General features: G+C 57.0%; 23 protein-coding genes. 17 read left to right on the top strand and 6 right to left on the bottom strand.

The window, feature by feature from the left end:
• Nucleotides 1–6: 6 nt before the first annotated feature.
• Together ABD837_RS01785 and ABD837_RS01780 are read right to left on the bottom strand one after the other, a co-directional pair.
• Nucleotides 7–588: a 7-carboxy-7-deazaguanine synthase QueE gene (locus tag ABD837_RS01785; protein WP_345049941.1), complete on the bottom strand. Its 582-nt coding sequence runs from the start codon at nucleotides 586–588 to the stop codon at nucleotides 7–9.
• A 202-nt stretch (nucleotides 589–790) separates the two neighbouring features.
• A complete protein-coding gene (locus ABD837_RS01780; protein ID WP_345049567.1) occupies nucleotides 791–1,711 on the bottom strand; it encodes a bifunctional 5,10-methylenetetrahydrofolate dehydrogenase/5,10-methenyltetrahydrofolate cyclohydrolase in 921 nt (306 codons plus the stop codon).
• Between the two features lie 95 nt (nucleotides 1,712–1,806).
• Here ABD837_RS01780 and ABD837_RS01775 point away from each other — a divergent pair, with 95 nt between their 5' ends.
• Nucleotides 1,807–2,235 (top strand): DUF5684 domain-containing protein, encoded by a 429-nt coding sequence (locus ABD837_RS01775; protein WP_345049564.1) that lies wholly within the window; start codon nucleotides 1,807–1,809, stop codon nucleotides 2,233–2,235.
• A 71-nt stretch (nucleotides 2,236–2,306) separates the two neighbouring features.
• On the opposite strand, the gene lepA is transcribed toward ABD837_RS01775, so the two are convergent.
• Nucleotides 2,307–4,094, bottom strand: coding sequence for a translation elongation factor 4 (gene lepA / locus ABD837_RS01770; protein WP_345049562.1), 1,788 nt, complete (start codon nucleotides 4,092–4,094; stop codon nucleotides 2,307–2,309).
• Between the two features lie 151 nt (nucleotides 4,095–4,245).
• Between lepA and ABD837_RS01765 the strand changes: the two genes are divergently transcribed.
• The 3 genes from ABD837_RS01765 to ABD837_RS01755 all read left to right on the top strand — a co-directional run bounded on the left by ABD837_RS01765 (nucleotide 4,246) and on the right by ABD837_RS01755 (nucleotide 6,421).
• Nucleotides 4,246–5,100 carry a hypothetical protein gene (locus tag ABD837_RS01765; protein WP_345049560.1) on the top strand — a complete coding sequence of 285 codons (855 nt, stop codon included), beginning with the start codon at nucleotides 4,246–4,248 and terminating at the stop codon, nucleotides 5,098–5,100.
• Between the two features lie 215 nt (nucleotides 5,101–5,315).
• On the top strand, nucleotides 5,316–5,723 hold the full coding sequence (locus tag ABD837_RS01760) for a GlcG/HbpS family heme-binding protein (RefSeq protein WP_345049559.1): 408 nt from the start codon (nucleotides 5,316–5,318) through the stop codon (nucleotides 5,721–5,723).
• 95 nt (nucleotides 5,724–5,818) lie between these two features.
• The gene (locus ABD837_RS01755; protein ID WP_345049555.1) at nucleotides 5,819–6,421 is read left to right on the top strand and encodes a Uma2 family endonuclease; all 603 of its coding nucleotides are present in this window, start codon (nucleotides 5,819–5,821) and stop codon (nucleotides 6,419–6,421) included.
• An 11-nt stretch (nucleotides 6,422–6,432) separates the two neighbouring features.
• Here ABD837_RS01755 and ABD837_RS01750 read toward each other — a convergent pair whose 3' ends face one another.
• Nucleotides 6,433–6,894 carry a hypothetical protein gene (locus ABD837_RS01750; protein WP_345049553.1) on the bottom strand — a complete coding sequence of 154 codons (462 nt, stop codon included), beginning with the start codon at nucleotides 6,892–6,894 and terminating at the stop codon, nucleotides 6,433–6,435.
• A 151-nt stretch (nucleotides 6,895–7,045) separates the two neighbouring features.
• Here ABD837_RS01750 and ABD837_RS01745 point away from each other — a divergent pair, with 151 nt between their 5' ends.
• From ABD837_RS01745 to ABD837_RS01710, 8 genes are all read left to right on the top strand, one after another.
• Nucleotides 7,046–10,465: a methylmalonyl-CoA mutase family protein gene (locus tag ABD837_RS01745; RefSeq protein ID WP_345049551.1), complete on the top strand. Its 3,420-nt coding sequence runs from the start codon at nucleotides 7,046–7,048 to the stop codon at nucleotides 10,463–10,465.
• Between the two features lie 5 nt (nucleotides 10,466–10,470).
• Nucleotides 10,471–10,902 carry a hypothetical protein gene (locus ABD837_RS01740; protein WP_345049547.1) on the top strand — a complete coding sequence of 144 codons (432 nt, stop codon included), beginning with the start codon at nucleotides 10,471–10,473 and terminating at the stop codon, nucleotides 10,900–10,902.
• Between the two features lie 103 nt (nucleotides 10,903–11,005).
• Nucleotides 11,006–12,214: a putative phage abortive infection protein gene (locus ABD837_RS01735; protein ID WP_345049545.1), complete on the top strand. Its 1,209-nt coding sequence runs from the start codon at nucleotides 11,006–11,008 to the stop codon at nucleotides 12,212–12,214.
• A 465-nt stretch (nucleotides 12,215–12,679) separates the two neighbouring features.
• Nucleotides 12,680–13,033 (top strand): hypothetical protein, encoded by a 354-nt coding sequence (locus ABD837_RS01730; protein ID WP_345049542.1) that lies wholly within the window; start codon nucleotides 12,680–12,682, stop codon nucleotides 13,031–13,033.
• Nucleotides 13,034–13,314: 281 nt separating this feature from the next.
• Nucleotides 13,315–14,598, top strand: a complete 1,284-nt coding sequence (locus ABD837_RS01725) for a M20/M25/M40 family metallo-hydrolase (protein WP_345049539.1) — start codon at nucleotides 13,315–13,317, stop codon at nucleotides 14,596–14,598.
• Between the two features lie 926 nt (nucleotides 14,599–15,524).
• A complete protein-coding gene (locus tag ABD837_RS01720; protein WP_345049537.1) occupies nucleotides 15,525–16,118 on the top strand; it encodes a hypothetical protein in 594 nt (197 codons plus the stop codon).
• Nucleotides 16,119–16,504: 386 nt separating this feature from the next.
• Nucleotides 16,505–17,092 (top strand): histidine phosphatase family protein, encoded by a 588-nt coding sequence (locus ABD837_RS01715; RefSeq protein WP_345049534.1) that lies wholly within the window; start codon nucleotides 16,505–16,507, stop codon nucleotides 17,090–17,092.
• Nucleotides 17,093–17,426: 334 nt separating this feature from the next.
• A complete protein-coding gene (locus ABD837_RS01710) occupies nucleotides 17,427–18,428 on the top strand; it encodes an NADP-dependent oxidoreductase (RefSeq protein ID WP_345049532.1) in 1,002 nt (333 codons plus the stop codon).
• Nucleotides 18,429–18,489: 61 nt separating this feature from the next.
• On the opposite strand, the gene ABD837_RS01705 is transcribed toward ABD837_RS01710, so the two are convergent.
• Together ABD837_RS01705 and ABD837_RS01700 are read right to left on the bottom strand one after the other, a co-directional pair.
• A complete protein-coding gene (locus ABD837_RS01705; RefSeq protein ID WP_345049529.1) occupies nucleotides 18,490–18,945 on the bottom strand; it encodes a hypothetical protein in 456 nt (151 codons plus the stop codon).
• A 66-nt stretch (nucleotides 18,946–19,011) separates the two neighbouring features.
• Complete coding sequence (locus ABD837_RS01700) at nucleotides 19,012–19,356, bottom strand: adenylate/guanylate cyclase domain-containing protein (RefSeq protein ID WP_345049527.1); 345 nt, start codon at nucleotides 19,354–19,356, stop codon at nucleotides 19,012–19,014.
• Between the two features lie 147 nt (nucleotides 19,357–19,503).
• Here ABD837_RS01700 and ABD837_RS01695 point away from each other — a divergent pair, with 147 nt between their 5' ends.
• The 5 genes from ABD837_RS01695 (at nucleotide 19,504) to ABD837_RS01675 (ending at nucleotide 24,046) form a co-directional block, all read left to right on the top strand.
• Nucleotides 19,504–20,376, top strand: coding sequence for an aldo/keto reductase (locus ABD837_RS01695; protein ID WP_345049524.1), 873 nt, complete (start codon nucleotides 19,504–19,506; stop codon nucleotides 20,374–20,376).
• A 111-nt stretch (nucleotides 20,377–20,487) separates the two neighbouring features.
• A complete protein-coding gene (locus ABD837_RS01690; RefSeq protein ID WP_345049523.1) occupies nucleotides 20,488–20,946 on the top strand; it encodes a DinB family protein in 459 nt (152 codons plus the stop codon).
• A 97-nt stretch (nucleotides 20,947–21,043) separates the two neighbouring features.
• Nucleotides 21,044–22,135, top strand: a complete 1,092-nt coding sequence (locus tag ABD837_RS01685; protein ID WP_345049520.1) for an OmpA family protein — start codon at nucleotides 21,044–21,046, stop codon at nucleotides 22,133–22,135.
• Nucleotides 22,136–22,196: 61 nt separating this feature from the next.
• Nucleotides 22,197–23,003, top strand: coding sequence for a polysaccharide deacetylase family protein (locus tag ABD837_RS01680; RefSeq protein WP_345049519.1), 807 nt, complete (start codon nucleotides 22,197–22,199; stop codon nucleotides 23,001–23,003).
• An 8-nt stretch (nucleotides 23,004–23,011) separates the two neighbouring features.
• Entirely contained in the window at nucleotides 23,012–24,046 is a 1,035-nt protein-coding gene (locus ABD837_RS01675) for an OmpA family protein (RefSeq protein ID WP_345049516.1), read from the top strand.
• Nucleotides 24,047–24,116 lie beyond the last annotated feature (70 nt).

Here is a 24,116-nt window from a genome sequence, read left to right as displayed (position 1 = left end):
GGTAAACTACGGAATGTCCAAGTATTTGTGAGTCTGCAACGATACCTGCCAACGTGGATGTGCTTTCACGTATTCGACAAGCTCAGGAGTCATCTGCGTAGCGCGGCTCCACTCAGGCTGCAGGTAGAGGCGGGTGAAGGCTGTAACCAGGGCCGCGTGCTCTTCTGCCCAGGTAAAATCGTGCCGGTTATACACCACCACTTTCAACTCGTGGGCGGCGGCAAGCACGTCGGGTAGCGGGGCCTTGAATTTTTTGGGAGAAAGACATATCCAGTCCCAAGTGCCAGATAATGAATGCGCCCCCGAGGTTTCGAGCCAGGTTCGGCAGCCTGCGGCTTGCAGCGCTGCTGTGAGCGGGCCCAAGTTGTGCATAAGGGGTTCGCCACCGGTTATTACCACGTCGCGCCCGGGGTACTCCAGCACCGCCCCCACCAGCTGGTCCACCGTTTGGCGGGGGTGCGCAGCGGCATCCCACGATTCCTTTACGTCGCACCACACGCAGCCTACATCGCAGCCACCCAGCCGAATGAAATAGGCCGCCTTTCCAGTGTTATACCCCTCACCCTGAATGGTGTAAAACTGCTCCATAACGGGCAGGGTCGTGCCCAACGCTGGCACGGCTGCTTCACCAAAAGGTGCAATAATTTCAGAAGATTGTAACGTCACGTGCACTAATAAAAAAAGGCGTCAGGAAGCGTAGCATCCATAACGCCGGCAACAGGACAAGCTGTTCCCAGTGCCGGACTTAAAAGTACAGCACTGGGACAGCTTAACCAAATATTCCAAAAAATCAGTTCACTGCCCGGGGATAGATTTCGCCCTTGGCCGCCCGCAGCGTGTTGAGCAGTAGCATGGCAATGGTCATTGGGCCCACCCCGCCCGGCACCGGTGTGATAGCCGAAGCCAGCGGCGCTACCTCGGCAAAATTCACATCGCCTTTTAAGGTGTAGCCACTTTTCTTGGAGGCGTCGGCCACGCGGGTCGTGCCCACGTCGATGACTACTGCGCCGGGCCGCACCATGTCGGCGGTTACAAACTCGGGCCGGCCAATGGCCGCTACCACGATGTCGGCCGTCCGGCAGATTTCAGCCAGGTTTTCGGTGCGCGAATGACATAAAGTAACCGTGCAGTTAGCCGTATCCAAATTCTTAGCCAGCAATATACTAACCGGCGTACCCACAATATTAGACCGGCCAATTACCACCGCATGCTTGCCGCTGGTTTTGATGCCCTGGCGACTAAGCAGCTCCACGATTCCCGAGGGCGTGGCGGGCAACAACGCGGGCAGGCCCGCCACCATGCGGCCAATGTTCATGGGATGAAATCCGTCGACATCCTTTTCGGGGCGAATAGCTTCGATGACCTTTTCCGGGTTGATGTGTTTGGGCAGCGGTAACTGTACGATGAAGCCATCGATTTCAGCATCCTGGTTCAGGTCGTCGACCCGGGCCAGCAATTCTGCTTCGGTGATGTCGTCCTCAAACCGAAGCAGTGTGGAGGCGAACCCTACCCGCTCACAGGCCAGCACCTTGTTTCGCACATAGGTTTCGGAGCCGCCATCGTGGCCCACGAGAATAGCGGCGAGGTGCGGCACCTTCAGGCCCGCGGCTTTCAGCTTGGCCACTTCGGCCGCGATTTCAACTTTGATGTCTTCAGCAGTCTGCTTGCCGTCGATGAGGTTGGTAGTGCTGGATGCTACAGCTGGATTCATAGTAAAAGGGTAATTTGTGAAGATTCAAAAAAAGCACAATTAAAAAGTTCCTATATTGCAAGCGAAAACTCCACATTTACCAAACATTTTCCCTTATGCAGAGTCAATTAATCATGCTGCTTGGCAGTTTCTTCGGCGGCTTATTTAGCCTAATCTTCGGCCTAGCCTATTTTGCCTTCCTTGGTGCCATCATCTACGGCGGCTGGAAGACCTTCGAAAAAGCCGGCAAGCCCGGCTGGGCAATGCTGGTTCCAATTTACAATTTGGTGGTGCTGCATGAGATTGTGGGCCGCGAGGCTATTAAGCTTTTGTTGTGGTTCATTCCACTTGTCAACATTTACTTCATTATCACGCTGTACATCAGCTTGGGTAAGTCTTTTGGCAAGCGCGAAACCGGCGAATTGATTCTCAGCGTATTTTTCTGGCCTTTGTACCTTGGGCTGGGCAGCGCCCGCTACGTGGGGCCTGTTGAAGGCGTTGGCAGTGCAGCCTTTGCAAATCCTTTTGGCGCAGCCAACTCATAACAAACGGGTTATTGCAACAGTGAAGCAGTAATGAAAAGGGCCGCTTTCCATATGGAGAGCGGCCCTTTTCATTAATCGATTTTCAACACAGCTAGAAATGCTTCCTGTGGGATTTCGACCGAGCCCACGGAACGCATCCGTTTTTTGCCTTCTTTCTGTTTCTCGAGGAGCTTGCGCTTGCGCGAGATGTCGCCGCCGTAGCACTTGGCGATTACGTTCTTGCGCAGGGCCTTTACGGTTTCGCGGGCGATGATTTTCTGCCCGATAGAAGCCTGAATGGCGATGTCGAACATTTGGCGGGGTAGCAGCTCGCGCAGCTTCTCGCAGAGGCGCTTGCCCCACTCGTAGCTCTTGGAGCGGTGCACAATGGCCGATAGCGCATCCACCTTCTCGCCGTTCAGCATCACGTCGAGCTTTACCATGTCGGACTCGCGGAAACCAATCAGCTCGTAGTCGAGCGAGGCATAACCGCGGCTGATGGATTTGAGCTTGTCGAAGAAGTCGAACACGATTTCAGACAGCGGCAGCTCAAAGCTCATCTCCACCCGCTCGGAAGTCAAGTAGCTTTGGCCCTTGATGATGCCGCGCTTATCCATGCACAGCGTGATGATGGCGCCGACGTACTCCGAAGCCGTAATAATTTGGGCTTTGATGTAGGGTTCCTCGATGCTCTTAATCAGGTTCGGCTCGGGCATTTCGCTCGGCGCGTTGATGGTCAGCAGCTGGTCTTTGGTGCCGGTGGCGTGGAACTGCACGCTGGGCACCGTGGTGATGACCGTCATGTTGAACTCGCGCTCGAGGCGCTCCTGCACAATTTCCATGTGCAGCATGCCCAGGAAACCGCAACGGAAACCGAAGCCCAGCGCGACCGAAGTTTCGGGTTCCCACACCAGCGAGGCATCATTGAGCTGCAGCTTCTCCATGCTGGAGCGCAGCTCTTCGTATTCGGTGGTGTCGACGGGGTAAATGCCGGCAAACACCATAGGTTTCACATCAGCAAAGCCCTGGATGGCTTCGGGGGTGGGGCGGTGCACGTGGGTAATGGTGTCGCCTACCTTCACTTCGCGGGCTTCTTTGATGCCCGAGATGAGGTAGCCCACGTTGCCGGCGTGCATTTCGGTGCGCGGCTCCTGGTTCAGGCCCAGAATACCGATTTCGTCGGCGCCGTATTCTTTGCCGGTGGCCATGAAACGGAGCTTGTCGCCCTTTTTCATCACCCCGTTTTTGATGCGAAACAGAACTTCGATACCGCGGTAGGAATTGAAGACGGAGTCAAAAATCAGGGCCTGCAGCGGGCCATCCGGGTCACCTTTCGGCGCGGGTACGCGCTCAATAATGGCGTTCAGAATGGCTTCGATGCCGATACCAGCCTTGCCCGAGGCGTGAATGATGTCTTCCGCCTTACAGCCGATAAGGTCCACGATTTCATCGGTTACTTCCTCCGGCATGGCGTGCGGGAGGTCGATTTTGTTAAGCACCGGAATGATTTCCAGGTCGGCACCGATGGCGAGGTACAGGTTGGAAATCGTTTGGGCTTCGATGCCCTGGGAGGCATCCACGATGAGCAGGGCACCTTCGCAGGCCGCAATGCTGCGGCTTACTTCGTAGCTAAAGTCGACGTGGCCAGGCGTGTCAATCAGGTTCAGCGTATAGATTTCCCCTTTGTAGGGGTACTGCATCTGAATGGCGTGGCTCTTGATGGTGATGCCCCGCTCGCGCTCGAGGTCCATGTTGTCGAGCAGCTGGGCCTGCATGTCGCGCTTGGCCACCGTGCTGGTAAACTCCAGCAGGCGGTCGGCCAGGGTGCTTTTGCCGTGGTCGATGTGGGCAATGATGCAAAAGTTGCGGATATTCTTCACAGAGGGCGGTTTTTCAGAGGGCGAAGGTACGAACTACGGGGCGCAAAAGCCAGCCGCCAGGCGGCGCGCGGGGCCAGTAGAGAAAGCGGGCATCTGGGCCCAAGTGCTTAGTTTTGCCAATTCCCCTTTATTATTTCCCTAAGCTGCGCCTATGGAGCCGAAAACTTCTACGTTATCACCGCAGACGGCCGAGGCCGAAAAAAATAAGTTCGTCGTTTCGGCCCTCAACGGCACGGGGCTTTATGTGCTGGCGTACTACCTGGTGTGGGCCCTGCACGAAAGTGTGAAAGTGCTGGCCTCGCGCCACTTTCATTTGCGCGGCCTCTGGAACCCGAGCCGGGTTGTGTACACCCTAAGCGACAACGAGTGGTGGCGCACGGCAGTAGTGACGGTGTACGGGATTGGGCCCCTGGCCTGCCTGGTGCTGGGGCTGGTGGTATTTCGCTGGTACTGGCGCAGCGAGCGGGCAAGCCGGGGGCAACGCAAGCTCCTGCTGCTCTGGATTGCATTTCATGCATGCAACGCCGTTTTTGGGGCCTTGCTAGCCGACACGTTTACGCATTCAGGCTCCTGGTACGTATTCGACTGGCTGTTTCGCATGGGCAACGTGGTGAACGTGGTGATGGCCCTGCTGGCCGGACTGGTACAACTGAGTCTGGGCTACTTCGGCGCCATTGCCTTTTTGCAGGCCCACGATTCGAAAACAGTGATGCGCTACTCCAACCGCCAGAAAATGGTGGTGAGCACCCTGGCGGCACCATGGCTGGCTGGTAGCTTGTTTATCATGCTCCTGAAAATGCCCTACCTGACTATCCAGGAAGCCCTGCACCTGGCAATGATGGCGCTTTTACTTATCCCAATGGGGCTTGCCTGCATGAATGAGGTTTTTTCGGATACCGTGAAACGGCCGCAGGCAACGCGAATGGCCTGGGGAATAATTGGGCTGGCCGTGGTGCTCGCGGTGGTGTGGCGGCTGGCGCTGAGTCCGCCAATAGCTTTTAGTTAGCCTGCAATCAGTAAAAAAGCCCCGGCCAGCCAGGGCTTTTTTTGTGGGCGCTGCAGCTGAAAGCAGTGTACTTGACCCGTTTTTCACTGATTAAAAAGAGACAATAAGGTAGTAATACAGCAAGTGAAGCCAACCAAATAAGGTCCAAACAACTTATCAGCTTACCAGCAGTTTCTGCCGAGCTTACTTTTACTACACCCAGAACACCTCTTTTTATGGGAATTACCCTGCAACAAGCCCAAGCGGCCATCCAAGCGGCCCACACAAAATCCCTCGACCTAGGGGTTAAAATGAACATTGCCGTGGTGGATGCCGGGGCCAACCTCACGGCCTTCATCCGCATGGATGACGCCTGGCTGGGCTCGCTCGACATCTCGATTAAAAAGGCTAAAACGGCCCGCTACTTTGATATGCCTACTGGTGCGATTGGCGGCCTCTCGCAGCCCGGCGGCCCGCTTTTCGGCATCGAGCACTCCAATGGCGGCCTCATCAGTTTCCCCGGCGGCATTCCGATTAAGGATGCCGACGGCCACGTTATCGGCGCCATCGGCGTGTCGGGCAGCACCGTGGAGGACGACCACGCGGTGGCCGAGGCCGGCATGAAGGCCATCGAGAACCAATAGGTCTCCGACCGTTGCCCTAGCTAACTCAGAGCGCCCCGGCCACCCCGCCGGGGCGTTTTTCGTACCTTAGTAACCCACCTGTTTTCTGATTTGCCATGAACCCGCTCTTTGCCGACGAACCCCTGGTGTTGGACGACCCTTACATGAGCCGCATGAGCGAGGACGAGTTTTTCGACTTCTGCCAGCAGCACCGCAAGTGGCGCATCGAGCGCAACGCGCAGCAAGAAATCCTCATTATGGCTCCCACCTTCTCGCTCACCGGCAAGCGCAATGCCCGGCTCATTGGTCAACTGTATGCCTGGTGGAATCTGCACCCTGAAGCCGGCGAGATATTCGATTCCAACGCGGGCTTCACACTGCCCAACGGGGCCGTGCGCTCGCCCGATGCCTCGTGGGTGCCGGCCGCGCAGTGGAACGCCCTGGGTCCGGAGCAGCAGGGCAAGTTTGCCCGCATCTGCCCGCCGTTTGTGGTGGAGCTACGGTCCAAAACGGACTCGTTGAAAGTGCTGCTGGCCAAGATGGAAGAATACCGCGCCAATGGCACCGCGCTGGGGTGGTTGCTTTCCTGCGATGATGAAACAACCTACATCTTCCGCGCCGGGCAGACTGGCTATGAAACCGTGCAGGGCTTTGAGCGGGAGCTTTTGGGCGAGGACGTGCTGAAGGGGTTTGTGCTGGATTTAAGGAAGCTGCGGTAGTACGGGGTGGGTTAATAATCCTCAAGCTCGTAGAAAAAAGCGTTTCGGGTTGACACCGAATAATATCCCAAGCCTGAGTAGCCGACAAACCAACTGTCGCCGTCTTTGAATGGGGCGTCGTTCCAGACATGCAGAGAGCGACCATTCAAGAAATCAATCGTTAAATCGCCCCACTCCGTAAGAATTGCTTTGGTGACAGGAGTGCCTTCCAGAGTTTTTAGTGCAGGAGCGATGTTATTATCGGCATCCTCATGCCATGTGCAGATGATGCGTCCGGCTTCGACAATTCGCCAAGCACAGTAAACCATTAGGGAAAATTCGCTTTGGGGCTTATCAGTTTTCAGTGTGGGTCTGAACTCCATTGTGAAAATGGAACCTGTGCCTGAGCCGGCCCGACTACGCCAGACTTGCTGTCCTGATAGTTCTTGGGTGACTTGCTCAAACTCGAAAAAAGAAACACTGCGTTTACTCATTCTGGGTGCTTCTTGGTTGCGGCCGGAACATTGGAGCTTGCTTAAAAGTCTAAACTTACGCGAACGGGCCCCGCCGGGGCTTCTTCGTACCTTTGCCTGCGTTTTCCAGCCTCACGTTCGCGGACTAAAAGTTCGCGCTACTCCCTACAATATGCACCCCGCTCCCACCGCACCCTATAAGCCTCAGAACCACGTACGCATCGTTACCGCCGCCGCTTTGTTCGATGGGCACGATGCGGCCATCAACATCATGCGCCGCATTATTCAGAGCAGCGGCGCGGAGGTGATTCACCTGGGGCACAACCGCTCGGTGCAGGAAATTGTGGACTGCGCCATTCAGGAAGATGCCCAGGCCATTGCCATTACCAGCTACCAGGGCGGGCACAACGAGTACTTCAAGTACATGCACGACCTGCTGAAAGAGCGCGGCGCGGGCCACATCAAAATCTTCGGCGGCGGCGGGGGCGTGATTTTGCCCACCGAGATTGCGGAGCTGCAGGGCTACGGGATTACCCGTATCTATTCGCCGGATGATGGCCGCGCGATGGGCTTGCAGGGCATGATTAACAACCTGCTGGAGCAGGCCGATTTTCCGACCGGGCAGAATTTGAATGGCGAGGTTAGCCATGTAAAGGAGAAAGACGCCCGCAGCATTGGCCGGCTTATTTCGGCGGCAGAGAACTTCCCGGAGGAGTTTGAGCGGGTGAAAGGCGACCTGGTGGTGGCGTTCCAAACCAGCGAAAACGACCAGAATCAAAACCTGAGCAACCGGCGCCCCGCTCCTATTCTCGGTATTACGGGCACGGGCGGCGCGGGCAAGTCCAGCCTCGTGGATGAGCTGGTGCGGCGCTTTTTGATGGACTTCCCGGAGAAGACCATTGCCATTATCTCCGTAGACCCCAGCAAGCGCAAGACCGGCGGGGCCCTGCTCGGCGACCGGATTCGGATGAATGCTATCAATTCGCCGCGGGTGTACATGCGCAGTCTGGCCACGCGCCAGAGCAATTTGGCTTTGTCGCGCTACGTGCAGGATGCCGTGGACGTGGTGCGCGCCGCCAACTACGATTTGATTATCCTCGAAACCTCCGGCATCGGCCAGTCTGATACTGAGATTATCGAGCACTCCGACGCCAGCCTGTATGTGATGACGCCGGAGTACGGTGCGGCCACGCAGCTGGAGAAAATCGACATGCTCGATTTCGCCGATGTGATTGCGCTGAACAAGTTCGACAAGCGCGGGGCGCTGGATGCGCTGCGCGACGTGCGCAAGCAGTACCAGCGCAACCACGGCCTGTGGGACTCTCCCACCGACCAGATGCCGGTATTTGGCACCATCGCCTCGCAATTCAACGACCCCGGCATGAACCGCCTGTACCGGGCGGTGCTGAAGATGCTGGAAACCAAAACCGGCGCCATCTTCGCCTCGCACCTGGAAACCACGGTGGAGGATTCGGAGAAGATTTACATCATCCCGCCGCACCGTACGCGCTACCTCTCCGAGATTGCCGAAAGCAACCGCGCCTACGACCAGCGGGTGCGCGAGCAGGCCAACATTGCCGAGGTGGCCGGGGCGTTTGCCAAGCTCGAAGAGCACTATCAAGCGGAGAAAAAAGCCGACACCAGCACGGTAGAGGAGTTCAGCAAGAATAAGCAGGCCCAGCTCCGCCGGCTGGATGCCGACAGCCAGACCATTCTGGAAAACTGGGAAAATACGCTCCAGAACTACCGCAACCCGGAGTACGTGTACTCGGTGCGCGGCAAGGAAATTCGGGTGCAGACGCACACCAAGTCGCTTTCGGGCAACCTGATTCCCAAGGTTTCGGTGCCGCGCTACACCGGTTGGGGCGACCGCCTGCGCTGGGCCATGCAGGAGAACTTTCCCGGCGAATTTCCCTACACGGCGGGCGTGTTCCCCTTCAAGCGCGAGGGCGAAGACCCCACCCGCATGTTTGCCGGCGAAGGCGGACCGGAACGCACCAACCGCCGTTTCCACTACGTGAGTTTGGGTTTGCCCGCCAAGCGCCTGAGCACGGCCTTCGACTCGGTGACGCTGTATGGCGAAGACCCGGATGTGCGGCCTGACATCTATGGCAAAATCGGCAACGCGGGCGTGAGCATCGCCTGCCTCGACGATGCCAAGAAGCTCTACTCCGGCTTCAATCTGGCCAACCCCAGCACGTCGGTTTCGATGACTATTAACGGCCCGGCGGCGACGCTGGCGGCGTTTTTCATGAATGCGGCCATCGACCAGCAGTGCGAGCTTTATATTAAGGAGCAGAGCCTGGAAGCAGAAGTTGACGCAAAAATCGACTCCATTTATGCCACGCTGGGGCAGCCCCGCCCCCGCTACCAGGGCGAATTACCCGCCGGCAACGACGGCCTGGGCCTGATGCTGCTCGGTGTGACCGGCGACCAGGTGCTGCCAGCCGAGGTGTACGCTACCATCAAGGCGCTGACGCTGACGCAGGTGCGCGGCACCGTGCAGGCCGACATCCTGAAGGAAGACCAGGCCCAGAACACCTGCATTTTCAGCACCGAGTTTGCGCTGCGCCTCATGGGCGACGTGCAGCAGTATTTCATCACTGAGAAGGTGCGGAACTTCTACTCGGTGTCGATTTCGGGCTACCACATTGCCGAGGCCGGCGCCAACCCCATCACCCAGCTGGCCCTCACGCTGAGCAACGGCTTCACGTTCGTGGAATACTACGTGAGCCGGGGCATGAGCGTGAATGACTTCGCCCCGAACCTAAGCTTCTTCTTCTCCAACGGCATCGACCCGGAGTACGCCGTGATTGGGCGGGTGGCGCGCCGCATCTGGGCCAAGGCCATGAAGCTGAAGTACGGCGCCGACGCCCGCAGCCAGATGCTGAAGTACCACATCCAGACCTCGGGCCGCAGCCTGCACGCCCAGGAAATCGACTTCAACGACATCCGTACCACGTTGCAGGCGCTGTATGCCATCTACGACAACTGCAACAGCCTGCACACCAACGCCTACGACGAGGCCATCACCACGCCCACCGAGGAATCGGTGCGCCGCGCCATGGCTATTCAGCTCATCATCAACCGCGAGCTGGGTCTGGCCAAGAACGAAAACCCGCTGCAAGGCTCCTTCATCATCGAGGAGCTGACCGACCTGGTGGAAGAGGCGGTGCTGCTCGAATTCGACCGCATCACGGAGCGCGGCGGCGTGCTCGGGGCCATGGAAACCATGTACCAGCGCGGCAAAATCCAGGAGGAGAGCATGCACTACGAGATGCTGAAGCACACGGGCGAGTACCCCATCATCGGGGTGAATACTTTCCTCTCGTCGAAGGGCTCGCCTACGGTGGTGCCGGCCGAAGTCATCCGCGCCACGGAGGAGGAAAAGCAGTACCAAATCGACATGCTCGTCCTGCTGCACCAGCGCAACACCGCCGAGGCCCCGGCGCGGCTCAAGCAGCTCCAGCAAATAGCAGTTGCCAACGGCAACCTGTTCGCGGAGCTGATGGAAACGGTGAAATACTGCTCGCTCGGGCAGATTACGAACGCGCTGTTTGAGGTCGGCGGGCAGTACCGGCGGAATATGTAGTTCTGATGGCTGCCGAAGACTCTTCAAGCGCGTCAGATTCTGTTTCTGATGAGGAATTGCTAGCGTTGTGGCGAGTGAGGTGGAAGTCTTCTATTGAAGAACTCACCTCACTCGACCACCAACGCAAAACTTGGCTTGATGCAGAAAAACCGAGCGTACACTACACTTTCGTGGAGTTTATGTGCTGCTATTTCGATGACTTGCTTTGTGGCATGAGCTACAACCAGCTTGTTGAAAACGGCTATGTAAGCGAGCAAGAGATGGGCGCCTTATTTGAATGGCATACTACTCTTGATAGCTACAATTCTCCTGGAAACAATGATTATGATGACGTTGCAATCCTGAATGACCTTGAGTGGATTCGGATTGCATCTTTAGGCGCTGTGGCTTGGGAGAAACTTCAACTTCTCTGGTCAAGTGATGAATGCGCTGTTTGAGGTAGGCTGGCAGTACCGTCGGAATATGCAGAAGCCAGTAGCTTTTTATTAATCACCTTGAAACCAACATTCAAACGTTTTAAACACAACGAACAAAAGCGTCATGATTAGTAATAAGACAACTCAATTTTTTGCATGGTTTCTTGTTGTAATTGGGACGATTGTTTTGATATATTTTTTATTCTCATCAAGGATAAATGACTACCACGTTCCAGGTTTTTTTAACCACTCAAATCAAAAAAAAGAAACAATTGATTTTACTGCAACAGGTCAATTTGGCGATTTCGTCGGCGGAGTAGTTGGAACTATTTTTACTCTTGCTGGCACCCTCCTCATATTTCTGTCATTTCAGGAGCAAGCCAAACAAAATTCTAGAGAATCATTCGAATCCTCGTTTTTCGAGATGGTTCGCCTGCACAGAGAGAACATAAGTGAACTTAGCTATAATTATTATTTAAATAACAAGTCCATTAGAGCCGAGAACAGAGAGGTTTTTAGGATTATATTCAGTGAATTCACAGATTGTTATCGGGAGGTTAAGAAGTTTTCAAATTCAGACAAACCTCTTGATTATATTACTCCTCAATATTTAAAAACACTGCAAACGATTATCAATAATAATAAAATAAAGGCTAACCCCATTGAGCTTTGCCTAATTGATATTTCATATCAATTAACTTACTTCGGAATCGAGGAGGAAGGTGAGATTATTTTAAGAAATAAGCTAAAAGACAAATACAATAATCATTATCTTTTCAGGCTATTACTTTTTATAAAACTTAAACCAAAAAACAATTATAAAGACCCACTTGCACGCTGGAAAGGCATCAGACACTCATCACTAAAGGATTTACGTCTATTGATAGATGAGCTCTATGATGTCCATCGCAATAAGGTAAAGTCAGACAGTGTTTCTCCTTTAGCGCAAGACTTTATAAACTCAGTCAAATTTTCAAGGTACTACGAGGGGCATCAGCACCGCCTAGGGCATTACTTCAGGCATCTATTCCAAAGTTTCAAATACGTAGACACCTATCCAGATTTAGATAATTCTAAAAGGTATCTATACGCTAAAATGCTCAGAGCACAGCTTTCTACATATGAACAAGCACTCCTTTTTGCAAATAGCGTTTCCACATTGGGACACAAATGGGAGTACATTCCAGATAGCCAAAACTCAAAAGTTCAAAGCACTTACAATGGACATTTGTTAACCAAGTATCAGATTATCAAAAATCTGCCTGGAAGCCATTCATACGGAATCACGTATCGGAGATTTTATCCCAATATTAAATTTGAATCTGAAGAATAGTTTCTTTCGTTCGAGCTTAACTTCAGCAACTATTCCTTCAAGGCAACCTCTTGTATCCCGCCCACGCATGCTAGCCAGACACTCTAAGCTTCCCCTGCGGCTCTGAGAGGCGCCAAGGGCACTGGGGCGGACATGCTTAGAGTTTTTGCAACAGCTTCTCCCGCCTCTCCCGCCACTTCAAGAGGCGGCGGGGGCGCTGGGGGCGGACGGGAAAGCAAATACTTCCGCAAGCATCTACAAGTGCGGAGTAGCTCATACTAGTAAAATGCGTTTGGGTAGCGAAGCCTTGCCACCGACTTACATTTGGCCCATCCACCATTTCGAGGCTTTCCACTCGCAACCACTACCATTATGCCCCACGCCGCTTACCGAAAACTAGCCATTGGGCTTAGCTTAATCGGACTGGTTTCCTGTGATGCTTTGACTGGCAAGGAAGTAGGCCGCAACACCTTTTCAGCGGTCGCTATGCCTGAAAAGATGATTTACCAGCGCACGAAGCTACAGCTGACCAAGGGCGATAAAATCCAGTTTTGGGCCGATATGGACATTGCCTATGACGGGCCGCTGGAGCTGGAGTTTTTTGTGCAGCTTCCAAAAGGACTAGCCCTTCCGTCGCAACGCCTCGACCCGCTGCACACCAGCCTGACGGTAGGCGAGGTAAAAACGGTAGTTAACAAGCACACTACCCGCAGCTTTACGGGCCGCATGGGGTCGTTTGAGGCACCTGCTACGGGCGAATATGATTTCGGCACATTGCTGCTTTCTTCTGATAATTCGACCCTTCAGCTGAAGAAAGCCGACTTGGTATTCAAGAAGTAAAAACGCAAGCAGCTGGCTGGCAGCGTTCGGATGGGCTTCAGCTTTTCCTTCAAACTGGCGCGAGTTGCGTCGCACAGCTTCACTTGCCTATCCAGCCAGGGCAAGAGGCGGCTGTGCGCTGGTGGACGGGCACCAGAACAGTTTGGCTGTGTGAGTCTGGCTTGAAGCCAAGAAGTACTACCTCAGCAAGCGCCTGCACCCGTTCGGAACATATAGGGTGCGGCTAGTCCTGCGGCCAACGGAACCGGCGTAGCTTCACGAATCCGATTTATTCAGCGCCTGTGAAAAAACGTTTCCTTATTCCTGCTTTGCTGTGCTGCTTCTCTGCGCAGGCCCAAACACTCACCCCCACCGAACGCAACATTGTGGCAGCAGTGCGCCAGCGCATGCCGACGGCGGAAAAGCTGCTGGAGCAGCTGGTGAACATCAACAGCGGCACCCTGAACGTGAAAGGAGTGCGGGAAGTCGGGAACGTGTTGCAGAAGGAATTCGAGGCCATCGGTTTTAAATCCGATTGGGTAGCCATGCCCGCCAGTATGCAACGCGCCGGCCATTTGGTGGCGCACCGCCAGGGCAAAAAGGGCAAAAAGCTTATCCTGATTGGCCACCTCGACACGGTGTTTGAGTTGGACCTGCCCTTTCCGAAATACACCCGCCTAAACGACAGCACCGCCACCGGCCAGGGCGTGCTAGACATCAAAGGCGGCGACGTGGTGATACTGACGGCCCTGCAAGCCTTGCAGGCCAACGGACTGCTCAAGGATGCCAGCATCACCGCTTATTTTACCGGCGACGAAGAGCGCCAAGGCGCAGGCGCGGAAAGCCGCGCCGACTTCATTGCCAGAGCCCGTAAAGCGGACGTGGCCCTCGGCTTCGAGAATGCTTCTAACCTGCACACCGTGGCCACGGCCCGGCGCGGTTCCAGTACTTGGCGACTGACAACTTCGGGCTCTACTGGTCACTCCTCGGGCATTTTTAAACCCGGCGTGGGGTATGGCGCCATTTTCGAGGCCGCCCGCATCCTCAATTCCTTTCGCGAAACCCTCAGCCAGGAGCAGTACCTGACTTTCAACCCCGGGCTGCTGGTAGGGGGCGCCGAAGCGACGTACGACGAAACCAAAGCCCGGGGGGAAGTGGTGGGCAAAACCAACATTATTGCCCCCACCGCTACCGTTGCGGGCGACTTACGCTTTCTGACCGAGGAGCAAAAAGAAGCCGCCCGCGCCCGGATGCGCACCATTGCAACCCAGAGCCTGCCGGGCACCCGCGCCGAAATCACCTTCTCGGATGGCTATCCCGGCATGGGTTCTACCCCCGGCAACCAAAAGCTGGCGGCCCTGGCCGACCAGACCAGCCGGGCCCTGGGCTACGGCCCGGTAGCAGCCGGGGACCCCGGCTCGCGCGGTGCCGGCGATATCTCCTACGTGGCCCAGTACCTCGATTGCCTGGACGGGCTGGGGGTATCGGGCAAGGGCGCCCACGCCGCCGGCGAAACCATCAACCTAAAAGAGTTTCCCATGCTGGTAGAACGGGCGGCGCTGATGATATATCGGCTTACGCGATAAGGCCGCCGCAGGAAAATAAGCCCGGTGAGCCGCCATCCAGGGCAGTTACTTCGCCTTCCGGTCAGTTAGAGCGGATTCGGGGTGGGTGTACACGATGTAGAGACGCAATATGTTGCGTCTCATCGTTGCTGATGTTGTTTACACGGCGCAGGGATGTTCGTTCGACGACGAGACGCAACATGTTGCGTCTCCACCACACGCTGCCCATGTACACCACCTCCGAAGCCTTAGCTGGCGCGAGTTTGGGCGCAGCCGTACCGCGTGCCGCTTCTGCAGTAGCTTCCGCCGCCTCTTGAGCTACTTTGTGCAACGGGAAAGCACCCGTTTCATTTTAGCGAAATAGTGAATTAGTTTCTGGTGCCTCCTTTAAAGCGGTTAGAGTTAATCGACGAACGATGTAGAGACGCATACTTGCGTCTCGTCGTTGAACGAAAAAAGCGGTATCCGTTCGACGACGAGACGCAAGTATGCGTTTCTACATCGTTTTTATGGCCTTTCACTATAATTTAAACAGGTTCTTAGGCAATTTAAGGGGCGAATCTGGTAAGCGCCATCGTCACGCGGCTAGCTCATATCCTCCCATATCTGGTTCGGCGAGTGGCGCGGGCTCTTGCGATATGAAACGCGGGTACACACGGTCATGCTGGATTAGTGGTTGCTGGCGACAGCGCGAAAGCGGGATAGGTTTGATGCGTCGTAGTTGCCCATTGAGCGAGCGTAGCAGCTTTTACGCCGTAAAAATCAGCAAAATAGCGGCCCTTAAACTACCTTGCGGAAACGCGGCTTGGGGTGGGCAAATAGCATTTACCGAAAAGGCGTACTACTGAGGCACGATGATGTTCTAACATCCATGCCCAGCCGGTGCCGATTCAAACCGCCTGACTGATGGATAGCCAAGGCGCTATCACCTTTTATAAATTGCCTTTATGAAAAAATTAGCTCTTCCAATTGCCCTTTTCTGCATCAGTAATTGCCCAATACTGCCGGCCCTAGCGCAACAGGCGCCTCCAGCTGGCAGTGTTTATAGCAAAACACTGCCTGAGGACCTACCAAAAAGCAAGCTGTTGTTTATCAAATTCCGGCCAGCTCCGGTTCCTGCCGAACGGCCCGCGAATATGCCGGCCGCTCACTACAAACTGTTGCAGCAGCACGCCATTAACTACCCTCGTGCCAATGAGCAATTGGTAGCAGCAGTTGCGCATTATCCCTTTCCTTATCGCATTACGACCCTGGATTCTACGTCATATTATTCCGCACGCGGCTATAAGTACGTGCTTTTCCATCAGTCCTTTAATGCATTCACGAACGGGACTTTCAAAGGCAAAGATGCTGCCACCGCAAATACGACCATCGTGGATGCTGCTACCGCCGATACCTTTGTCGATTTGTATATCCAGGATTTATCGTCGCGGGATAAATACGTATTAGATAGTTTCAGTGAATCGTCTATTTATAATTACAAAGGCTTGGTAGGCATGTTGCTAAAACGTGTTGACAAGCAATTTAAAGTCAAAAAATAGAGTGTTGCTAGCGCTTTAGACAGTGCAATACATTGCTCTGCCCTTCCGGCTTGCCAACTTTTGGAGAGCAGGGCGATTGGAAGATGAAACACTGACCAAGCGAGCGGGCCAAGCCTCAACAGCCGTTTCTTATGGCTCCCGGACTACGGCTAGCAGTGGGGCGCCGGGCCCAACGCAAAAGCAAGCGTTGGGGTGTTGGCTACCGCATTGTTGGTAAGTTGCTCGTCGCAGGTGGCATTCGCACTTACTTGCTTGAATAAATTTCAAAGCGCTTGGCCAATGCTCGTTTGTAACCCTGCGCTTGCCGGGCTAGTATGCCGCAGCTAAGCTGTTGCCGGCCGGGGCATTCGTTAATTGATTATGCCCCTTTACAATTGCCTTACCTTATGATTGACCGTCTGACCGAAGTAGATAGAACCAAGCTTTTTCTGCTGTATCATATTAATCCGGTCCACCCCAAGGCACCGGCGGCACCCAAAGGCCCTTTGCTGCAGATTGTCATCATCAGGCACGGCGAGAAGCCCACCGCGGGCGACAACCTATCCCCCGAAGGCCTCGAACGGGCGCTGGCCCTCCCCGAAGTGCTCAATAAACTGCTGCCCCGCCCGCCCCATTTCACTTACGTGCCGTGCATCGGCACCGACAAGGAGGATACCACCCGCGTGCGGATGATGCAAACCGTGCTGCCCTACGCCGTACAGCACAACCTGACCATCAACAGCAACTATGCGCCCGACGAAATCAAGGGCCTCGTGAAGGAGCTTCGGCACCACCGCGGCACCGTGCTACTGGTGTGGGAGCATCACAACATTGTGAAGATTGCCGAGGCCCTGGGCATCGAAGAACCGCTGGAGTGGCCCGACAATGATTACGACAGCATCTGGACCATCACCTTCAAGAAAGGTCGAACCAAGGGAAAAGCCCGCCAACCGGTGCTCATCAAGAGCAAGCAAAACATTCAGCCTACTGTTTAGCCCACTTCTGAACCACAGTTGGCTAGGCACTTAACTGGTTGTGGCGGCTGGGCAGTCGTTCGATACTTAAAGCAGTTTCGGAGTCAGTGGATGTAGGGGCGGGGGTTGTACCCGCCCGGACGTTGACACCCGTTGACCGGTTCCGTTCAACGACGGGCGGGGGCAAGCCCCGCACCCTACGTCGCTCAGCCTGTACACTGACCACGAAACCGCGCTAAACTCAACTGCTCTAAGCCCCTCGAACTCGCCGGGAGGTGGGAGTGGCATTTGGTATATCTTGTGGGGCTACGTTGTGCGTCCGCCTAACGAGCGCATCATTTAACTACACCGCCACATGAAAGCATTTGTGTTAGGGCGCTACGGCAGCAACCAGCAGATAACGCTCGCCGAAATGCCGGAGCCCCTGGTAAAAGAAGATGAGGTGCTAATTCAGGTTAGAGCCGCCAGCATCAACCCGGTGGATTTCAAAATCCGGGACGGGCAGCTTAAACAGGTGTTGCCGTTGCGTTTCCCCCACATTATGGGCAACGATGCGGCCGGCGTAGTGGCGCGGGTGGGAACGCGGGTGACGCAGTTTAAGCCCGGCGATGAGGTGTTTGCGCGGGTCGACACCGACCGCATGGGGGCTTTTGCGGAGTATGTGGCAGTGAACGCAGCGGCTGTTGCACCCAAGCCCGCCAGCTGCAGCATGGAAGAAGCCGCGGCCCTGCCCCTGGTGGGTCTCACGGCCTGGCAGGCGCTGCTAGATTTGGGGAAGCTGCAACCCGGGCAACGCGTCCTCATTCATGCCGGCTCGGGCGGCGTGGGCACCATAGCCATTCAACTCGCCAAACACCTGGAGGCTTTTGTGGCAACGACAACCAGCACGGCCAATGTGGAGTGGGTGAAAAAGCTGGGGGCTGATTTGGTCATCGACTACAAAAAAGCGTCGTTTGAAAACATGCTGAACGGGTATGACCTCGTGTTGGATACGCTCGGTGGGGAAGCGCTGGAAAAGTCATTTCAGGTGCTGAAAGCCGGCGGCAAAGTCATCTCGGTGTCGGGGCCACCCGACCCACAATTCGCCAAACACCAGGGCATGAACTGGCTTTTGCAACAGGTGATGGGCGTACTCAGCTTTCGCGTACGGCGCCTTGCCAAGAAGCACCAAGCTACTTATTCTTTCATGTTTATGCACCCCGACGGCGCACAGCTGCGGGAGCTTGGTGCGCTGGTGGACGTCGGCATTATTCGCCCGGTGGTGGACCAGGCATTCCCGTTTGAGGCCGCCAACGCGGCGCTGCAATATGTGGAAAGAGGCCGCGCCAAGGGCAAAGTCGTGGTGCGAATAGCTTAACTGCGCTGCCCAGGCAGGCCAATATCCGGCCGGAGGAGTGGCAGTACCGTTGCCAGGGCCATTAGGCCAACAGCCGGGCCTGGTGCGCGATGTTGATGAGGGCGGGCGCATTCTGCAGCGTGGCCAGCACCACTTCCTTGGCGGCCTGCTTCAGCTCGTCTTTGCTGATGTCGCGGGTTTCTTCCAGCACCAGCTCGGCCAGGGCCTGGAAGGCGTGCGTCAGGGCCTCGCGGCGGGGCCGCTCGGCGTGTAGCTCGGCGTATACTTCGGTGAAGTGCTGCTTGATTTTCCGGCGCCGGATGCGGAAAACGGACTCTTTGCTCACCGAAGGCTGAATAGAATCGAGCAGGGCCACCAGCGGCAGCAGCTTGGTAGCAGTGCTGGCGACGGCGGCGGTGAGGCTGGGACGGCGCACGTCTTGGGCCAACTCCGCTCCTACTTCCAAGTCGTTGTTAAAACCGTCGGCAGCCGCTTCCGGGTCGGTGAAAGCGTTAAGTTTTGGGGAAGGGGCAGGCATGGGTACGAGCGAGCATCGACGGAGGGTAATGCAAACATACAGGGCAACCCAAGATGGTTGGGCTTCTTATTGAATTTCGGCCGAGTACAGGGCAACGGTGCCAGCCTTGCCGCGCAGGGGAAACCCGCCCAGTGCCTGAAAGCGGAATTCGGGCGGATGCGCCCGCGCCTCGTGAAGCGCCGCCGACAGCAGCAGCTGGCTAGTCAGGGCATTGCATTTGGCCTCGATGCGGGCGGTGGTATTCAGCACGTCGCCGTGGAATACCAGCTCGGTTTTAATCGCCCTAACCTGGGTGGCCATTACCGGGCCGCCGTGCAGGCCGGCCTTGAACTCGGGCACCACGCCGTAGGTGCGCAGGTAATAGGCGTGCCCACTACAAAAAACACTGTGAGGGCCAGCACCGAGTGCCAATAGAACCGCTGCAGGGACCGCCGCCAGGGCGAAGCGTGTGAGAGCATAGCGTGTGAAGTAAGCGGCCCTGGCCGAAACCACTGGGCTCCCCTTCAAACATAGCGGGCAGCAAAGCGTCTTCTGCTTACCAACTCCTAACGCTGTTCTATGAGCACCATCACCATTGCCCAACATTCTGCCCAGCCGCTCACCGTCAACCGGCTTGGCTATGGCACCATGCGCCTTACCGGCCCCGACATCTGGGGCGAGCCCGCCGACCGCTCGCAGGCCCTGGCCATCCTCAACAAGGCCGTTGCGTCGGGGGTGAATTTTCTCGACACCGCCGACTATTACGGCGAGGACGTCACCAACCGCCTCATCGCCGAAGCCCTGCACCCCTACCCGGCCGACCTCGTGCTTTGCACCAAAGTGGGGGCCACCCGCCGGCCCGATAAAAGCTGGGTGCCCTTCAATACCCCCGAAAACCTGCGCACAAGCATCGACAACAACCTGCGCACCCTGCGGCGCGAGCAGATTCAGCTGGTGCACCTGCGGCTGATGGGCCACGGCGCGGTGCCGCTGGAGGAGCAGCTCGGGGCCATGTTCGAGTTGCAGCGCGAAGGCAAAATTCTGCACGTGGGGTTGAGCAACGTGACGCGCGAGGAGCTGGAAACCGGTCTTCAGTTGGGGGCCATTGCCACCGTCGAAAACATGTACGGCTACGCGCAGCGCACCACCCTGCAGCTACCCTACGGCGTGAACACGGGCGGGGAGGAAGTGCTGGACTTGTGCGAGCAGCACGGCATTCCGCTCATTCCCTTCTTCTCGCTGGTGCACGGCCTGCCCAATGCCGGCGACAAGCTGACTGGCTTGGCCCAGCAACGCGGCGTAACACCCGCGCAGCTTAACATTGCCTGGTTGTTGCACCGCTCCCCCTGGATTCTGCCCATCCCCGGCACGTCGTCGCTCGCGCACCTCCAAGAGAATTTGAAGGCCACCGATATGAAGCTGAGTGCGGAGGAAATGGCCTATCTTGGGTAGTCTGGAAAATACTCAACCAAACTATAGAACGTTGTGCATCGACTGCGCATAGCATGACGTTCTACAGTTTGGCCTTTCGTAATTCACCCCTGTGACCTCAATCCTTTCCTAATGCTAACCGACACGCTGCGCCAACTATTTACCCGTGACCTCAACCGCCTGAAACAGGAACTACAGAGCTACCAGGACGAGGATAAAATCTGGCACGTTGAAAAAGGTATCACTAATTCAGCGGGCAATCTGTGCCTGCATTTAATTGGTAACCTGACTACCTACATCAGCGCGACGCTGGGCGGCGTTGCTTATACGCGGGACCGAGACCGAGAATTTTCACTGAAAGGAGTGCCCCGGGCCGAACTGGTTCGGCAGGTGGAGCAAGTCCGCGACGAGGTGGAGCAAGCCCTGCGTGGCCTGGCAGCGGATGATATGCTGGCCGAGTATCCGCTGCTCGTGTTTGAAGCGCGGACCTCAACCGAATACTTCCTGGTGCACCTGGCCACGCACCTGAGCTACCACCTGGGCCAAGTCAACTACCACCGGCGCCTGCTCGACGGGGCCAGCGTAGCGTAATTTGTGCCGGGCCGTTTTGTGCTGGGGAGGGCAACTTCCGGCCTTCCCACCCGTCCTTTCGGCCATTTACCCATCTACTGAGCTTATTGATTGCAGCATGAAAAGCAGCTTTTGGTATGGCATCGGGGCCCTGCTACTCGCGGCCCCGGCTCCGGCCCAATCCCTGTCGGGCGTTTGGCAGGGCGTTGAAACCGACACCCACCAGCCCGGCGCCTACTGGCCCTCGGTGCTCCGGCTACAAAAAAGCAAGGGCACCAACGTTTTCGGGATTCTCTACGAGGAAGTGGGCACCAACCCGGGCATCACGGTCACCTTCCAGATGAAGGGTACGCGCACCGCCACCGGCCTGCGCCTCGAACACGGCGAGAAGCTGAACGAAACCGGCCGCACCATGAACAGCTACTGGTGCGATGGCTCCATCACCTTCACCTACGACCCGGCCCTCGAGAAGCTCACCGGCCGTGCCACCTACCGCCCGCAGGGCGACTGCAGCATCGGCACCCTCACGCTGTACCGCATCAAGATAAAATCGGCCGCCACGGTGCCGGCCGGGGTCGAAAGCACCGTGCGCGTCTCGGGCCGCAACGTGCTCTGGTTTGCCGATGCCGCGCTGAAAAAGCCGCTGACGGCCGGCAACACCTACCGCGCCAAGCTGAGCAAAACCACTACCTTCTACCTGCAGCAGAGCTATTACCCCACCAAGGAAAGCCCGGTGGTGCCCATCACCATTCAGGTAACCGGTACCCCGCCCAAGGCCGCTCCGCCCAAACCAGCGCTCGTGCCAGCACCTCAAGGCCCAGCTTCAGCCGATACGACTGTGGCAACTGCTCCGCCAGCCCCACCCATTCTGCCAGCCGCACCGGCTCTGGTGGTATTGCCTACGGTACTGTTCGAAGTAGGCAAGCCCGAGCTACTGCCCAGCTCCAGCCCGGCTCTGAGCCAGTTGGCGGCCGAGCTGAGAGCCCGGCCCGACTTAAAGCTGCGCATAGCCGGCCACGCCGATAAGGTGGGCGAACCCGACAAAAACCAGGTGCTCTCCGAGCAGCGAGCCCAGGCAGTGAAGGAGTTTCTGGAGAAGGCGGGCGTTGCGGCCGAGCGCCTGAGCACAGTGGGCTACGGCGACACCCGCCCGCTGTATCCCTCGCCCGACGTGCGCAACCGCCGCGTCGAAGTGGAAGAAATAAAATAGCCGGCCACGCAGGTTCGCCCCTGGCGGCGGCATCTTTGCGCTCCGGCCTTTCACCGCCCCAATGAAACTGCTCACGAGTTTTACGCTGCTGGCAACGCTTCTCTGCACCAGTCCGGCATGTGCCCAGCCGGCCCGCTGGAACAACAAGCAATGTGCCGTGGTGCTCACTTACGACGACGCCATCGACGTGGACCTCGACAACGTGGTGCCGGCCCTGGACTCGGTGCAACTGCGCGGCACCTTTTACCTGATTGGCTACAGCCCGGCCGTAACCAGGCGCATTTCCGAGTGGCGCGCCGCCGCCCGGCGCGGGCACGAGCTGGGCAACCACGCCCTGTTTCATCCCTGCGATGGCAGCCTGCCCGGCCGCAGCTTCGTGAGCCCCGACCACGACCTAAGTAAGTACACTGTGGGCCGCGCCGTGGATGAAATCCGGGCCAACAACACCCTGCTCGCGGCCATCGACGGCAAAACCACCCGCACCTTCGCCTATCCCTGCGGCGACCGCACCATTGGCGGCGTCCAGTTCTACGACCAGCTAAAAAATGATTTCGTGGCCGCCCGGGGCGTTTCGCCCGGCCTGCAAACCGCTGCTCAGGTCGATTTGGCCAACATCGACAGCTACATGATAAACGGCGAGCCGGGCCAGTACCTCATTGATTTGGTGAAGCAGGCTCAGGCCTCGCACACGCTACTGGTGTTCTTATTTCACGGCGTGGGCGGCGGCCACGGACTGAATGTGAGTCTCCCCGCGCATCGCCAGTTGCTGCGCTACCTTAAGGCTCACGAAAAGGAAATCTGGGTGGCCCCTATGGTGGAAGTAGCCGAAAGCATCCGGGCCGAGCAGCGCGGAGCTCCCAAAAAGTAGACGTACGCTTGAAACAGGCAATCCTTTCTATCTGGTGTGGCGTGGCAGCGGTAGGGTTTACCACTCCGGCGCTCTGCCAGAACTTGAGCGGCAACTGGCAGGGCCTGGAGGTAACGCCGCCGCGGGTGGGCAGTTGGTCGTCGCACCTCACCCTGCGCACGTGGCCGGGCAATGCCGTCACCGGCGAGTTGTATCAGCAAAACGACACCAACCCCAATTTTACGGGCGCCTTTGCAATGCGTGGCCGCCAAACTGGTCCGGTCTTACGCTTAGTGCATGCGCGCATCATCAGCCAGCATACCAACAACGGGGGCTTCTGGTGCCAGGGCAGCCTGGCGCTTACCTACAACGCTATCGAAGAAAGCCTCACCGGCCGCGCCACCTACCGCCCGCAGGGCGACTGCAACACCGGCCTGTTCACGTTCTACCGCATTCGGTTAAAATCGGCAGCCGCAGTACCAGCCGGCGCCCTGAGCACCCTGCGCGTTTCGGGCCGCGAAGTGAAGTGGTTTGCCGACTCGGCCCGGCAGCACCGGTTGGCCAGCGGCAACACCTACGCCGTTCGACTGCAAAAAAACACCACCTTTTACCTCACCCAGGGGTACTATGCTACTCCGCGCAGCCGGCCTGTACCCATAACGGTGCGCGTGGTGCCGGCCGTGGCCAGGCCATTGCCCCACACGTCCCGTCCGCCAGGGGCCCGCCCCGCCCAATTGGCGCGCGTGGTATTGCCCACCGTGCTGTTCCGCACGGCGACGGCCGTGCTGGTGCCCGAATCCGGCCCGGCCCTCGACCAGCTGGCGGCCAACCTGCGAGCCCGGCCCACGCTGCGCCTGCGCATTGCCGGCCACACCGACCGCATTGGGGAGCCCGCTAAAAACGTGGCTTTATCCGAACGGCGCGCCCGGGCCGTGCAAGCCTACCTGGCAAATGCCGGCATTGCCCTCACCCGCCTCCAAATTGTGGGCTATGGCGACACCCGCCTGCTCTATCCCACACCCGATGCTCGCAACCAGCGCGTCGAAGTCGAAGAGCTGCACTAGCTCCGCCGCATACCGCTCAGGCAGCACGATACATGCAATCGCACTGCCCAAACCCTACTTTTGCAGCACG

Source organism: Hymenobacter glaciei, assembly GCF_039539585.1.
In the GTDB taxonomy this organism is placed as follows: Bacteria; Bacteroidota; Bacteroidia; order Cytophagales; family Hymenobacteraceae; genus Hymenobacter; species Hymenobacter glaciei.
This window is presented reverse-complemented; position numbering and strand designations above follow the sequence as displayed.

Excerpts from the sequence above, each read along its gene's own strand:
- ABD837_RS01785 (WP_345049941.1), bottom strand. The coding sequence starts at position 588 with ATGGAGCAGTTTTACACCATTCAGGGTGAGGGGTATAACACTGGAAAG.
- ABD837_RS01780 (WP_345049567.1), bottom strand. The coding sequence starts at position 1,711 with ATGAATCCAGCTGTAGCATCCAGCACTACCAACCTCATCGACGGCAAG.
- ABD837_RS01775 (WP_345049564.1), top strand. The coding sequence starts at position 1,807 with ATGCAGAGTCAATTAATCATGCTGCTTGGCAGTTTCTTCGGCGGCTTA.
- ABD837_RS01765 (WP_345049560.1), top strand. The coding sequence starts at position 4,246 with ATGGAGCCGAAAACTTCTACGTTATCACCGCAGACGGCCGAGGCCGAA.
- ABD837_RS01760 (WP_345049559.1), top strand. The coding sequence starts at position 5,316 with ATGGGAATTACCCTGCAACAAGCCCAAGCGGCCATCCAAGCGGCCCAC.
- ABD837_RS01755 (WP_345049555.1), top strand. The coding sequence starts at position 5,819 with ATGAACCCGCTCTTTGCCGACGAACCCCTGGTGTTGGACGACCCTTAC.
- ABD837_RS01750 (WP_345049553.1), bottom strand. The coding sequence starts at position 6,894 with ATGAGTAAACGCAGTGTTTCTTTTTTCGAGTTTGAGCAAGTCACCCAA.
- ABD837_RS01745 (WP_345049551.1), top strand. The coding sequence starts at position 7,046 with ATGCACCCCGCTCCCACCGCACCCTATAAGCCTCAGAACCACGTACGC.
- ABD837_RS01740 (WP_345049547.1), top strand. The coding sequence starts at position 10,471 with ATGGCTGCCGAAGACTCTTCAAGCGCGTCAGATTCTGTTTCTGATGAG.
- ABD837_RS01735 (WP_345049545.1), top strand. The coding sequence starts at position 11,006 with ATGATTAGTAATAAGACAACTCAATTTTTTGCATGGTTTCTTGTTGTA.
- ABD837_RS01730 (WP_345049542.1), top strand. The coding sequence starts at position 12,680 with ATGCCTGAAAAGATGATTTACCAGCGCACGAAGCTACAGCTGACCAAG.
- ABD837_RS01720 (WP_345049537.1), top strand. The coding sequence starts at position 15,525 with ATGAAAAAATTAGCTCTTCCAATTGCCCTTTTCTGCATCAGTAATTGC.
- ABD837_RS01715 (WP_345049534.1), top strand. The coding sequence starts at position 16,505 with ATGATTGACCGTCTGACCGAAGTAGATAGAACCAAGCTTTTTCTGCTG.
- ABD837_RS01710 (WP_345049532.1), top strand. The coding sequence starts at position 17,427 with ATGAAAGCATTTGTGTTAGGGCGCTACGGCAGCAACCAGCAGATAACG.
- ABD837_RS01705 (WP_345049529.1), bottom strand. The coding sequence starts at position 18,945 with ATGCCTGCCCCTTCCCCAAAACTTAACGCTTTCACCGACCCGGAAGCG.
- ABD837_RS01695 (WP_345049524.1), top strand. The coding sequence starts at position 19,504 with ATGAGCACCATCACCATTGCCCAACATTCTGCCCAGCCGCTCACCGTC.
- ABD837_RS01690 (WP_345049523.1), top strand. The coding sequence starts at position 20,488 with ATGCTAACCGACACGCTGCGCCAACTATTTACCCGTGACCTCAACCGC.
- ABD837_RS01685 (WP_345049520.1), top strand. The coding sequence starts at position 21,044 with ATGAAAAGCAGCTTTTGGTATGGCATCGGGGCCCTGCTACTCGCGGCC.
- ABD837_RS01680 (WP_345049519.1), top strand. The coding sequence starts at position 22,197 with ATGAAACTGCTCACGAGTTTTACGCTGCTGGCAACGCTTCTCTGCACC.